Genomic DNA, 12,744 nt, shown 5'->3' with positions numbered 1-12,744 from the left:
ACGTTTGGAAATTGCATGAACTACAAAGCCTAATCTACTTCAGCATTAGTATTCGAGTTGGAGGGCAACCCATGGATACCGGAATGACAAAGAACCGAAAAGTCGCGCTGGTTACGGGTATAACTGGCCAGGACGGTGCGTATTTGGCCGAATTGCTCCTGGAGAAGGGCTATATTGTTCACGGCCTCAAGCGACGCTCATCGTCCTTCAACACCAGTCGCATCGAGCATCTATACGAGGATCCCCATGTCGAGAATCCTCGCTTTATTCTGCATTACGGGGACATGACCGATTCAACGAACCTCATCCGGGTCGTTCAGGAAACGCAGCCGGACGAAATCTATAATCTCGCCGCACAGAGCCACGTCCAAGTCTCTTTCGAGACGCCGGAATATACGGCTAACGCCGATGGAACCGGCACCCTTCGGCTACTTGAAGCAATTCGCCTCCTGGGGCTGACCAGGAAGACCCGCTTCTATCAAGCGTCCACCTCAGAGCTCTACGGCAAAGTTCAGGAAGTCCCGCAGAGCGAAACGACACCTTTTTACCCCCGATCCCCCTACGCGGCGGCCAAGCTCTACGCCTATTGGATTGTGGTCAATTATCGCGAGGCCTATGGCATGCACGCCTCGAACGGCATTTTGTTCAATCATGAAAGCCCAATCCGCGGCGAAACATTCGTGACGCGCAAAATCACCCGGGCGGCGGCGGCGATCCATCTTGGGCTGCAGGAAAGGCTCTATCTCGGCAACTTGGACGCCAAGCGCGACTGGGGACATGCACGAGAATATGTCCGGGGCATGTGGCTGATGCTGCAACAGGATGAACCGGAGGACTATGTCCTTGCGACCGGCGAAACGCACTCGGTTCGTTCCTTTGTCGACAAAGCCTTTGCCAAGGTGGGCATGCCGATTGATTGGCGTGGGAACGGGGTTGAGGAAAAGGGATACGATAAGACATCCGGTCGGTGTGTGGTGGAGATCGATCCAGCTTATTTCCGTCCGACTGAAGTTGATCTTCTGATCGGCGATCCGACGAAGGCGCACACGAAGCTTGGCTGGAAACATGAAACCAGTCTTGATCAGCTGGTTGCAGAGATGGTTCGCGAGGATCTGAAAGTCATGGCACGCAATGTCCCGTCGGTCGGTGTAACCAAAGGTTTTGCCTATGCCTGAGGTGATTTACAGCCTTGCCGGAAAGAGGGTCTATGTCGCGGGCCACCGAGGCATGGTGGGCTCTGCGATCGTGCGGCGTCTCGCTTCCGAGGGTTGCGAGATTTTGACGGCCACCCGTGCCGAGGTCGATCTCAGACGGCAGGAACAGGTCGAGGCCTGGATGAGTAAGTATCGTCCCGATGCTGTCTTCCTGGCTGCTGCGAGGGTCGGCGGTATTCTCGCGAACGCTACCTATCCGGCCGACTTCCTTTACGACAACTTGATTCTCCAAGCGAACGTCATCCACGCCGCCCATAGAACTCACGTCGAAAAACTGATGTTTCTGGGCTCGTCCTGCATCTATCCGAAATTCGCCGATCAGCCGATCGTTGAGGACTCACTTCTGACCGGATCGCTTGAGCCCACGAATGAATGGTATGCGATCGCCAAAATTGCCGGATTAAAGCTCTGCCAAGCCTATCGCAAACAGCACGGTAGAGATTTCATCTCGGCCATGCCTACCAATCTTTACGGTCCAGGCGACAATTTTGACCTCGGGTCAAGCCATGTCATGCCGGCGCTCATACGCAAGACGCATGAGGCCAAGGTCAACCAGCAACGAGAAATATGCGTCTGGGGTACCGGCACGCCGCGGCGCGAATTCCTGCATGTTGACGATTGCGCCGACGCCTGCCTCCATCTCATGAAGACCTACTCCGCCGAAAGTCATGTGAACGTAGGTTGCGGCGAAGACATTACCATCCTCGAATTGACATACCTCGTCTCCAAGATCGTTGGTTTCAAAGGCAAGATCACGCGCGACCTCACCAAGCCAGATGGCACGCCACGTAAACTCCTGAGCGTCGACAAGCTTCGCACTCTCGGCTGGTCTCCTAGGATAGGTCTGAAGGAGGGCATCGCAGATGCCTATCTCTCCTTCCTTGAAGGCCATCATCTCGAACGCAGCGACAGAGCTGTGTCCAGCGACTTGATCGGTCAAAGCGACGTCAGTTTCGAGAAAGCGAAGAGTTCGGCGCCGCACGCGCCCACGCTGTCGACCGTCGCGCATCATCCCTCGCGCATCGGGAATTTGCACGAGGGATAACAGGGTTTTGTCTCGGGGGGACGCATATGCTGGGACGGCACAAATAATGCAGCCTTTGGAAATCAGCGTTGCAGCGCTCATTTTCCTGATAGTCGTGTGGGTGATGATTATCGGTGCGGCAATGGATTTCTTCGCGGTCGAAATGCCGATATCGCTTGTCGCGCTATTAGGCAGATAGTCCACATTGGATGGCTCCACCGGGCCTTACCTTCGGCTGGACTGTCGGACGACAATCGCTGCAGTAAAGTCGACAGGCCAAGAGAGGAGCCGGACGGAACCCGCCTCAGTTGATTGGCGGCTCCGCATCGATGTGACCGGGCGGCAAACTTGGCTGACCGAGCCCGAAGAACGCGCGCGCGGTCAAGCAAGCGTCATCCCCTGGGACGCACGCGCGGCAGACGTCAGGCCGAAGATCGTACACTTGACAGGATGTCTCTGAACCGACGCGACCGACCAGTGCGGAGCAGCGCGCACCGTCGCAACGCATTCCCTGCTCGTTTGCGGCGACGAAATGCGCCGGCAGCAAATCGAGAGCAGCATCCGTTTCGGTGGAAAATCTGGGCCAGGTCGGCGAAAAGGAGCAGCAGGCTCCGCAGCCTTGGCAATCGAAATCGATCAATGATGTCATGGCCCGCTCCTACCACACAGCCCGCCAAGAGCAAAGCCTTCGGTTATGCGCTTAACCTGGCTTCGACAGTCGCCGTCAGACGGCAATGAGTTGCACGGTTTACTGCCGTCGCTGAAGATGAGGTGGCTGCCGTGCTCCTGCAAGCCAGTCGCCGCACTCGTCGACTTTCCTGACGAGGCCGGGAATGCGGCGCGGCATTTCCAACGGGAGGCGCGACCTGTCAGGTGGCCTCGAGGATCATGTTGAGGGGCGTCTGGGCTGCACGCCGGATATGGGTGAAACCGCCTGAGCGGATCACCTCGGCCAACCGCCGCTCTCCCGCTTGCGCACCGAGTGCCAGCCCTGTCTCCTGCGCAAGCGAGGTCGGAACGCAGATCATCGTCGAGGCTGAGTAGTAGAGCCGTCCAACCGGATTGATATTCTCCTCCAGCGTATCTCCGGCCATTGGTTCGACCACCATCCAGACGCCGCCCTCTTTTAACGCCTTTCGGATATGAGCCGCAGCGGCTTTCGGATCGCCCATATCGTGCAAGCAGTCGAAGCAGGTGATCAAATCGAAATCCCGGCCGTCGAAATCCTGCGCCCGGCCGACCTCGAAGTGCAGGTTCGTCAACCCGTGTGCCTGGGCGTGCGCGGACGCAGCGGCAATCGAGCCTGGATGGAAGTCGTAGCCCACAAAGCGGGAATTCGGAAACGCCTGCGCCATCAGGATCGTCGATAGCCCGTGCCCACATCCGACGTCCGCCACCTTCGCCCCCGTTTTCAACCTGTCGGTGACACCGTCGAGCGCCGGCAGCCAGTCCTGCACAAGGGCATTGACATAACCCGGGCGGAATAGCCGCGCGACAGCGCAGAACATGCAGCCGGCCTGATCGCCCCAGGCAACGCCTCGGCCGGTTTTGAAGGCGGACTGCACCTTCGGCTGGTTTTCGACCATCGCAGCAGCGGTATCGAACGCGCCGATCAGATTAACCGGGCTGTCCGGCTCGGCAAACACCATGGCCTGCTCGGGCGTCAGCGAGAACAATCCTCGCTCATGGTGCACATAACCCGAGGCAGCCTGTGCCGCCAGCCACTCGCGCACATAGCGAGGTGCGCATCCCGAGGCATCGGCAAGTTCGTCGGCCTTCACCGGCCCGACCTCCTTCAGCGTCCTGTACAGCCCCAGAGCATCCCCGATCCGGACCAGCGGCACGCTAACCGCTCCGCCGAGGTCGCCAAGGACGCGACCCACGAGTTCATTGAGCGTTGTTTCGTTGATTTCCGTCATCTCGAATTCCTCCCGGTCCTCGGATGGCGTCTTGCCATCCATGACGCCGAGGATGAACCTTACCGTCTCGGCGGGCATGAGGCGGTTGTCCCGCGCCTGCGAAGAAATCCCGTTCCTTGGAGGGACACATGTCCCATCGGCATCGGAGGAGGTCTATCCACCTGCAGAAGCGGGACTATCGGGAGAGCGCAACGACGATCGCTTGCGAGCGGCTATGCACGCCGAGTTTGCTGAAGATCACCGACAGCTGGTTTCGCACGGTCTTTGCACTCTTGCCAAGCCGTCCTGCGATCGCGCGGTTGTCTAGCCCCTCCGCGACGAGGTCGAGAAGGGTGGCCTCGGCGGGTGTCAGACCGGCCTCACTGACCGCACGCGGCCGCACCGACCGATCCTGCCCGAGGAAGGCGGCAAGCTCCGTTTGAAACACATTCCACGCAGGCTCGTCCGGCAGGAGCACATGGTTCTTGCTCTCAAGCGGCACGAAGCGCGCGCCCGGAATCGCGGCGGCGAGCTTGCAACCCTGGTCAAACGGCACGCGCATGTCACCGCGGCTGTGTGCGATCAACGTCGGGACGCGCAGCATCGCCGCAAGGTCCAGCACATCGATCCCCTGCATCTGCCAAAGCAGTTGCGCGGCGACGTCGGCCGTTGCCGTTTGCCGCTCGAGATCGCCCCACCAGCGATGCTGTTCAGGCGTGCCGTCGGGGATAAAGAGATTGGTGAAGAACTGGCAAAACGCCGGATTATCGCGTCCCCAGCCGACGCGGACGAAATTGACAAGGGTCTCGGCTTCCAGCCGCTCCGCCTCGGTCTGAGCTCTGGCGCGGGCCCCCTGACCATAGGCGTTCAAAAGCACCAGATGCGATACTCGCTCGGGATATTTGAGGGCATATGCGATAGCGAGTGCGCCGCCCTGCGAAAGACCGAGGAGGACGAAGCGCGGCTCCTCGATCGACGCTGCCACGGCAGCAAGATCTGCGTGCCACGCTTCGACCGAAAGGTCAAAGACATGCCGGTCCGACAGGCCGCAGCCGCGCGGATCGTAGCGCACGAACCGGTTGTGGGCGGACAGCGCCTGGAGCCACGGCCGCCACACCGGGCTTTCGAGATCGTAGTCGACATGGCTCAGCCAGTGCGCCGCCCGCAGGATCACCTGACCCTGCCCGCAAGACGCCATGGCGATACGGGTGCCGTCCTCGGCTGTAGCGAACCGTATGGTCTGACTGAGTTTCATCGGTCGAGAATATCGCAGCCGAAGATCGCATAATAGACCTATCTCCTAAGGGGCGATTCCAATTGCCCCAGCGATGGCCTGTAGGTTGTGAGTTTCATGATATGCCCAGTCTATGCCAGGATAAGGCCTGCAGCTTTGCCTGCCGCAGCCATGACGGCAGCGTTGGTGTTGCCGCTGACGATCGTTGGCATCAGAGACGCGTCTACGACCCGCAGGCCTCGTGTGCCTCGGACCCTGAGGCTGGTATCCAGGACCGCTTCCGGGTCGCTGTCTTGACCCATCTTGCACGTGCCGACAGGGTGATAGCCGGTTTTGACAGTGCGCTTGCAATGAGCGGCGAGGGCCTCGTCACTTGTCACGTCCACGCCAGGGAATATCTCTTTTTCGATCAGCTCACGCATGGGGGACGCTTCGAGAACCGTCCGGGCGAACCGGAACCCTGCAATGGTCAGGCGCAGGTCATCGGGATGGCCGAAGATCCGGGTGTCGATGATCGGGTTTTCGAATGGATCGCTCGACGCCAACGTCACCGATCCCCTCGCCTTTGGACGAAGCAGAAGCGAGTTGATCGTGACGCCATCACCGGGTTCGGTGCCCATGACGTCCCGGTCCAGGTAGACGGTCGGCACACAGAACATCTGGATCGTCGGTCGATCGTTATTGCCGTCAGGGTCGTAGAACGCGCAGGTCTCCACCCCAGTCGTCGAGACCGGACCTGTCTTGAACATGAGATACTGCAGCCCAGCCTTGATCATTGGCCAGCCTTGGTCCGCACCATAATAGCCAAAGGCTCCCTTCGTGGTTGCAACGATCGGGCACTCGTAATGATCCTGTAGATTCTTGCCAACGCCAGGCAGCACGACTTTCTTCTGAATATTATGCTTGGTGAGTTCTTCGTCCGGTCCAACACCAGAAATCATCAACAGTTTTGGCGTCTGATAGGCTCCAGCGGCGAGAATGATCTCCCCCGCACTCGCGGATTTCCGGCTCCCGTTGCGTATGTAATCGACGCCAGTGGCGCGATCGCTTTCCATCCTGATCGAGGTGACGGTCGCTTCCGTCTCGATGGTCAGCAGCGGATCGCTCATCACTGGTGCGAGGAAGGCATCGACGGCGCTGGACCGCCTTCTGGTCTTCCAGTCTATGGTATGCTGCATGAATCCGACGCCAAACTGATGTGCGCCGTTGAAGTCCGGGTTGTAGGGGATCCCCATGGCTTGCAGGGTTTTCACGTAGGTTCGCGTCATCGCGCTTGTGTGTCCAAGATGTGAGATCTTCAGCGGCCCACCGACACCATGGAAATCACCGGCAAGATGATCGTTATCCTCCTGCGCCTTAAAATAGGGAAGCAGGTCGCCGTAGGACCAAGCGCCGTCATTGGATCCTTTCGGCGTGACCAGTTCGTTCCAAAGATCAAAATCCGCCGCCTGTCCGCGCATGTAGACCATCGCGTTGACGGCGCTGCCGCCGCCTAGAACCCTGGCCTGCGGCACGATGGGACCACGGCCGTTCAGTTGGGGCTGCGGCTTGGTTTGATGCATGGCGAGATATGTGTCTTTGGCAAGGAACTTCATGTACCCGGCTGGAAAGCTCATGATCGGATTGGCTTTTGCGGGTCCGCGCTCCAGAAGCAGGACTCGCGCCTTGCCCTCGCGCACCAGTTTCTCGGCGACGACGCAGGCGGAGCTTCCTCCACCAACGATGATGTAATCGTAACGGTCACTCGCAGGCATTGGAAACTCCGGTAATCGATATCAGATGCTGGAGGGGCGCATGTGGATGCTGCCAGAGATGGCTTCACCGGATTTCAAAACCTTGAGACCGCCGAGGTCGGGCATATTGTGTCCGTCGGCGAGATGGCTCATCGGCTCGAAGCAAAAGTAGTCACGCTTGAAGCTCGTATCGAAAGTCGTATCTGATACGAACACAAAGGCGTTCTTGAAAATGGCGTCGGCAGTTAAATGGAGCGATGTATTCCGCTCCGGCCAAGTAATGCATGCTTCACCATTCCAGTCCTCGAACCCGTTGTTGACCCAATGTTGGGGCAGCGGCGCCGGAGAACTAAAATCCAGCTCCTTCGGTATTTCGGTCTGATGGCCTGGCAGCCATCCTTCGACTTCGGTCCAAAACTTGCGAGCGGGAGCAAGCAACGTCGTCTTCGGCGTCATCGGAAAATAAGGATGCCAGCCGAGTCCAAATGGCAGTGAGCGCTGGCCACGATTTTCGACCGCAAGCGTCATGGTCAGCCCTTGTTCGTCGAGGGCGAAGCGCTGCCGGGCTTGGTATTCGTATGGCGTGCCTTGGCCCTCGTGGACGAACACCAGTTCAATCGACGTCGGTGTCCTCCCTCCGATAGACCAGTCCGCCTGCCAGCCTTCGCCGTGCAGATAGTGCTTGTCCCAATCCGTGTTCGGGCGGAAGTGATAGTCATTTCCTTCAAACGAGAACTTATTGTCTTTCACCCTGTTGCCAAACGGCACAAGCGGGTAGCAGGAAGAGCCAAGCGCATCGACGTCGTCGAACAGGCAGGGACGCAGAAGCGCTGTCCTGCCCGACCCGACATCTCGCCAAAAGCCGAGCACAAGCCCTCCTCTTGTCGAAACGCGAAGAGACAGCGGCCCTGCCTCAAGGCTTACAATGGACATGAGATCAGCTCTTGTTACGGGACATGCTGCGCTTGATCGCCTGGATATTGGCAAGCACCGCGATGACGATGATCAGGCCCCGCACAACCTGCTGGAAGAAAGGATTGATGCCAAGCAGGACAAGGCCGTTACCGATGAGGGTGATAACCAGCACGCCGAGAAGCGTGCCAAGCATCGAGCCCCGCCCGCCAGACAGCGACGTTCCTCCGACCACCACAGCTGCGATAACGTCGAACTCGAGGCCGGTGGCTGCGGTCGCGTTGCCCGATCCCAGTCGTGAGAGCAGGAGAATACCGGAAATCGCCGCCATTGCACCGGCGATCGCAAAGAGCGCGACGCGTATCTTGGAGACACTGATGCCGCTCAGAAACGCTGCGTGAGCATTGCCGCCGATCGCGAAAACGGACCTGCCGAAAGCTGTCTTTCGGCTGATGAAGGTGAACACCGCAAACAAGATCAGCATGATGATCGCGGCAGGCGGAATACCCAGAAACGAACGATCAAGGGCGTCCAGGGTATCGTTGCGACCAACGGAAACGGGCAGCGCATCGGTCACGAACAATGCGGTCCCGCGAAGAGCACTCCACAGACCGAGCGTGCCAACGAAGGACGGGACATCGAAGTATGCTCGCAGAGCTCCGGCGATCGAACCGAGCAAAGCACCGACCAAAATTGCGAGCGCGAAGGCGATCGGCGTCGGAACGCCCCACTGAAGCAGAAACGCAAGCACGACGGAAATGAACGCCACCATCGGACCGACGCTGACGTCGATTTCACCCGCAATGATGATGAGCGTAGCCGCCCACGCAGCGATCCCGATCGTAGCAGCGTCTCGGAGGATGTTGATCTGGTTATTGAACGAAAGGAAACCGTTCGCCGTGGTTGTAAAAACGACGTAAAGTATTACGATCGCAACGAACAAACTGAGTTCGTTCATATGTTGCGACAACGAGAAACGAGATCTTGTTCCTTCGGTCGCCGATTTTGACTTTGCAGTCTGGTCGAGTGACATATCGCGTCTCTCCCTCAATGTCCGGCGATGCAGGCGGCCATCAAGGCGTCCTGATCGATCTTGGGTGATTTGAATTCTTCTTTGAGGGTGCCGTCCCTGAGGACCAGCACTCGATCGCAGACGAGCGGCAGTTCCTCAATCTCGCTGGAAACGAAGATCACGCTCCGCCCTTCCGCTGCAAGCTGACGAATGATGACATAGATCTGAGCCTTCGCTTCGACGTCCACGCCTCTGGTGGGCTCGTCTAGGAGCAGGACGCGGCTGTTGGCATAAACCCATCTGCCGATAACGACCTTTTGCTGGTTTCCGCCCGACAGCGTGCCGATCGGGGTGTCCGTCTGGGCTGTCTTGATATGCAGGCGCTGGATCACCTTGCGTGTGGCATCCGCCATCATCTTGGCTGATAGGGTTCCGTGCTTGCTGACGCCGGCAAAATTTGTCGAAAGCGTATTCTCGTCGACACCGAGAAGAGGAACGATCCCCTCTTCTTTCCGGCTTTCGGGCGTATAGGCGAAGCCCATGGCAATCATTCTTTTGTACCGACCGGGTTGAGCGGCCTGACCGTCGACGAGGACTTGTCCGTGATCGTAGGAGCGGACGCCCATGATTGCCTGAAGAAGCTCTGTCCGCCCGGAGCCGAGAAGCCCGGCAATCCCGAGCACTTCTCCAGCCTTGAGTTGAAAGGAAATAGAAATTAGCTTGGGCGCCAGGGCGATGTCTCGAACTTCCAGAACGGTCTTCTCTTGGCTTCGATTGTCCAATGCCGCTGCCTTTGAAGCCTCGGCGCCAAGCATAAGCCGAACGATCTCTCGGGTATCGGCGCCCTTGACGTCGACAGTATCGATGATGCGCCCATCGCGCATGATCGTTGCTGAATGCGCAATCTGACGGATCTCGTTCATTCTATGGCTGACATAAATGACCGCGATGCCTTCCGAAGCAATGCGGGTCACCGCCACCATGACCTTCTCGGCTTCGGCGGCCGCAAGCGAACTGGTCGGCTCGTCGAGAATAACGAGTTTCGGCCGTCCAAGGAGGACGCGAGCAATTTCGAGGAGCTGGCGCTCAGCCGGGCTCAGGCTTGCAACCAGGGCATTGGGGGCACGATTGAGCCCTAGTCGCCGCATGGCCGCGGATGCTTCCGCTTCCATGTCGGCGTATTGGATGACACCGCCCTTCCTCGGCCAACGGCCAAGGAACAGGTTTTCCGCAAGCGTCATGCCAGGAACGAGACTGAGTTCCTGATAGACGACCCGAACACCCTTTTCGAATGCATCCTGGGCGCGGCTTGATCCCGAGTGTCGCAGTTCCTCGCCGTCGATCATGACGGTTCCGCTATCGGGGATTTCAGCTCCAGTTAGGAGTCTGATCAGCGTCGATTTGCCCGCGCCGTTCTTCCCAAGTAGCGCCCTCACCTCTCCGGCCGCTACTGAAAACGATGCATCGTCGAGAGCTAGCACGCCAGGATATTGACGCGTGCACCCCGCAATCGATGCGATCGGATGGGAAGCGAGTTCGGCTGTTCGCGATGTCTGTGTCATTCAATTTCCACCTTCGAAAAGGCGCCGCCGGTCACCCGGCGGCCTCGACGCTCGTGACTTGGGAGGTGATCTTACGGAATGCCGTCGGAGTGGGCCTTCAGCCACGCCTTGCCGTCTTCGGAAGATTTGTAGAGATCGATATTGTAGGCAACCTTGATGCCTTCCGGCGGTTGCCCATCGATCGACTTGATGGCCTGAGCGAGCGCAAGCTTCCCGAGACCTTGGCCGGAGATATCGACAACGGCCTTGATGACGGTGAAGTCGGCCAGCTCCTGAGCGATCTCGGTCGTCATGTCACCACCGAAGACGACGACCTTTCCGGTCTTGCCCTGGCTCTTCACGGCACGAGCGGCACCGAGTGTTGCACCACCTGCTTCGCCGAAAAAGGCATCGATATCGGGGTTCGACGACAGCATCGTGCTTGCTACCGAAACCGCCTTGTCGAGGACAGCGCCTTCCTGGTTTGCGACGATCTGTGCGCCTGGAACCTTTGCCTTCAGGGCCTCCTCAAAGCCCTTACGGCGAGTCACGCACACCTCCACGAATTCGCAGTTCAGGACGGCGATTTTCGGCGCATCGTTCTTTTCCGCGATGAAGTAGTCGGCTGCGGCATCACCGAGCTTGTGACCGAAATCATAGGGATCGCCGACAGCATAGGCCGAGATATATTCCTTCATGTCGGCGTCGTTGAGGCATGTGTTGTAGCAGACGACCGGAATGCCGGCTTCATGAGCGCGGCGGATCGCGCGATACGAACCATCTGCGGAGACAGGCGATACGATGATGGCCTGCACGCCTGATGAGATCAGAGAGTCGATGAACGAAGATTCTTTGCTTACATCACCCTGAGCGTTGGTCTCGACGATGTCCAGCTTGCGGCCGGCATCATTCGCGCCGGTTTGGATGCCTTTGCGAACACCTGCATAAAACCCCTGAGCATCCATGTAGATGGCGCCGACCTTCAGGTCCTTGTCCTGCGCGAAAGCTGACGTGGCATGTGATCCAGCAATTGTGGTGAGCGCCAGGATCGCGGCGCGTACGATGAGCTTCATTGCTCCCTCCCGTTATCTTCAACGACAGGCTCCATGGCGGAGCCAACCGACCAGGCGAATTTAAATTAGGTATGATTATTGTCAATATAAATAGGATTTATTTTTTTAAAGATATGGCGGGCGACTCTTTTCATGTGCTACAACCCAACTGACGCGGCGCGCAGAAACAAGGCCTGGAAAAAGAATTTCCGGTCGCCGCAAGTTTCGGATAAGCCGCAATAGGGGTTATAGGAGGCAGCCAGTGACAATCTCACGCAACGAGTGGAAGCTCACCGACGGGGGCATCGAGATCGCATCTCGCGGCAAGCGTTCCGTTCGCGAGGCGTTGCTCTCCAAGTTCGTAGAAAGGATTGTCTCCGGCGCGTTGCCTGAGGGTTCCACGCTCCCCAATGAAGCGGACCTGACCGATCAATTCGGCGTCAGCAGAACGACGTTGCGCGAAGCCATGCAGTATCTATCGGCAATCGGGTTGATCCGGTCCAGAACCCGAGCCGGAACCACAGTGCTTCCGCGAGAAAACTGGAACTACCTGGATCCGCTCGTTCTTGACGTAATGCTTTCCCTCGGTGGCGATGAGTCCTTTTACACGTCACTGATCGACGCCCGTCATTTGCTCGAACCTGCCGCTGCCGAGCATGCGGCAACAAAGGCAACCGCCAAACAGCTGGCCCGAATTGCCCAGGCATTCGAGGATATGGTCGACGCAAACGCCCGTGACAACGAGGAATGGAGCCGGGCGGACCTTGAGTTCCACACAGCGATCATCAATGCCAGTGGTAACTGGGTCTTCAGGCAGTTTGCGAGCGCCATTCGTGCCGCCCTCCTTGCGAGCTTTCGCCTCACGAACCGCGCCAGTCAGTCTCACGAACAGGCCATTCAAAAGCACCAGGATGTTCTGGAAGCCATACGCATTCGCGATCCAGTCGCAGCCAGAAAGGCGATGGAAACCTTGATCGGAGTTGCGAGAGCGGAAATAACGGACGCGCTTCGAAAGAACAAAGGGAGCCGCTAAGGCAACAAGACGTGCTTTGCTCACCGATGGGATAAGCCGGATTCAACGCGGGAGCATGCAGGTGCCGTCACGGGAGGCCTTCGCCCCCCAT

Annotated in this window: 11 protein-coding genes; 3 read left to right on the top strand and 8 right to left on the bottom strand. The window is 58.3% G+C overall.

What is annotated here, in order from left to right:
• Positions 1–71 precede the first annotated feature (71 nt).
• Both gmd and fcl read left to right on the top strand, forming a co-directional pair.
• Positions 72–1,175 carry a GDP-mannose 4,6-dehydratase gene (gene gmd, locus V8P77_RS23025; protein ID WP_335914415.1) on the top strand — a complete coding sequence of 368 codons (1,104 nt, stop codon included), beginning with the start codon at positions 72–74 and terminating at the stop codon, positions 1,173–1,175.
• Positions 1,168–2,259, top strand: coding sequence for a GDP-L-fucose synthase (gene fcl / locus V8P77_RS23020; protein WP_335914414.1), 1,092 nt, complete (start codon positions 1,168–1,170; stop codon positions 2,257–2,259). Before gmd ends, fcl begins: the two co-directional genes overlap by 8 nt.
• Before the next feature lie 283 nt (positions 2,260–2,542).
• Here the strand turns inward: fcl and V8P77_RS23015 are convergent, their stop codons facing one another.
• From V8P77_RS23015 to V8P77_RS22980, 8 genes are all read right to left on the bottom strand, one after another.
• Entirely contained in the window at positions 2,543–2,887 is a 345-nt protein-coding gene (locus tag V8P77_RS23015; protein ID WP_131665628.1) for a YkgJ family cysteine cluster protein, read from the bottom strand.
• A 220-nt stretch (positions 2,888–3,107) separates the two neighbouring features.
• Positions 3,108–4,157, bottom strand: a complete 1,050-nt coding sequence (locus V8P77_RS23010) for a class I SAM-dependent methyltransferase (RefSeq protein WP_335914437.1) — start codon at positions 4,155–4,157, stop codon at positions 3,108–3,110.
• 175 nt (positions 4,158–4,332) lie between these two features.
• A complete protein-coding gene (locus V8P77_RS23005; protein WP_335914413.1) occupies positions 4,333–5,391 on the bottom strand; it encodes an alpha/beta fold hydrolase in 1,059 nt (352 codons plus the stop codon).
• A 110-nt stretch (positions 5,392–5,501) separates the two neighbouring features.
• Positions 5,502–7,124: a GMC family oxidoreductase gene (locus tag V8P77_RS23000; protein ID WP_335914412.1), complete on the bottom strand. Its 1,623-nt coding sequence runs from the start codon at positions 7,122–7,124 to the stop codon at positions 5,502–5,504.
• Between the two features lie 21 nt (positions 7,125–7,145).
• The gene (locus V8P77_RS22995; RefSeq protein WP_335914411.1) at positions 7,146–8,036 is read right to left on the bottom strand and encodes an aldose 1-epimerase; all 891 of its coding nucleotides are present in this window, start codon (positions 8,034–8,036) and stop codon (positions 7,146–7,148) included.
• A 4-nt stretch (positions 8,037–8,040) separates the two neighbouring features.
• Positions 8,041–9,048, bottom strand: a complete 1,008-nt coding sequence (locus V8P77_RS22990; RefSeq protein ID WP_335914410.1) for an ABC transporter permease — start codon at positions 9,046–9,048, stop codon at positions 8,041–8,043.
• A 14-nt stretch (positions 9,049–9,062) separates the two neighbouring features.
• Positions 9,063–10,589 (bottom strand): sugar ABC transporter ATP-binding protein, encoded by a 1,527-nt coding sequence (locus V8P77_RS22985; RefSeq protein ID WP_335914409.1) that lies wholly within the window; start codon positions 10,587–10,589, stop codon positions 9,063–9,065.
• A 71-nt stretch (positions 10,590–10,660) separates the two neighbouring features.
• The gene (locus tag V8P77_RS22980) at positions 10,661–11,641 is read right to left on the bottom strand and encodes a substrate-binding domain-containing protein (protein ID WP_335914408.1); all 981 of its coding nucleotides are present in this window, start codon (positions 11,639–11,641) and stop codon (positions 10,661–10,663) included.
• Between the two features lie 241 nt (positions 11,642–11,882).
• Here V8P77_RS22980 and V8P77_RS22975 point away from each other — a divergent pair, with 241 nt between their 5' ends.
• A complete protein-coding gene (locus V8P77_RS22975; RefSeq protein WP_335914407.1) occupies positions 11,883–12,653 on the top strand; it encodes a FadR/GntR family transcriptional regulator in 771 nt (256 codons plus the stop codon).
• The last annotated feature ends 91 nt before the right edge of the window (positions 12,654–12,744 follow it).

This window comes from Rhizobium aouanii, assembly GCF_037002925.1.
Lineage (GTDB): Bacteria > Pseudomonadota > Alphaproteobacteria > Rhizobiales > Rhizobiaceae > Rhizobium > Rhizobium aouanii.
This window is presented reverse-complemented; position numbering and strand designations above follow the sequence as displayed.

Coding starts and splice junctions, on each gene's coding strand:
- gmd (WP_335914415.1), top strand. CDS start 72: ATGGATACCGGAATGACAAAGAACCGAAAAGTCGCGCTGGTTACGGGT.
- fcl (WP_335914414.1), top strand. CDS start 1,168: ATGCCTGAGGTGATTTACAGCCTTGCCGGAAAGAGGGTCTATGTCGCG.
- V8P77_RS23015 (WP_131665628.1), bottom strand. CDS start 2,887: ATGACATCATTGATCGATTTCGATTGCCAAGGCTGCGGAGCCTGCTGC.
- V8P77_RS23010 (WP_335914437.1), bottom strand. CDS start 4,157: ATGACGGAAATCAACGAAACAACGCTCAATGAACTCGTGGGTCGCGTC.
- V8P77_RS23005 (WP_335914413.1), bottom strand. CDS start 5,391: ATGAAACTCAGTCAGACCATACGGTTCGCTACAGCCGAGGACGGCACC.
- V8P77_RS23000 (WP_335914412.1), bottom strand. CDS start 7,124: ATGCCTGCGAGTGACCGTTACGATTACATCATCGTTGGTGGAGGAAGC.
- V8P77_RS22995 (WP_335914411.1), bottom strand. CDS start 8,036: ATGTCCATTGTAAGCCTTGAGGCAGGGCCGCTGTCTCTTCGCGTTTCG.
- V8P77_RS22990 (WP_335914410.1), bottom strand. CDS start 9,048: ATGTCACTCGACCAGACTGCAAAGTCAAAATCGGCGACCGAAGGAACA.
- V8P77_RS22985 (WP_335914409.1), bottom strand. CDS start 10,589: ATGACACAGACATCGCGAACAGCCGAACTCGCTTCCCATCCGATCGCA.
- V8P77_RS22980 (WP_335914408.1), bottom strand. CDS start 11,641: ATGAAGCTCATCGTACGCGCCGCGATCCTGGCGCTCACCACAATTGCT.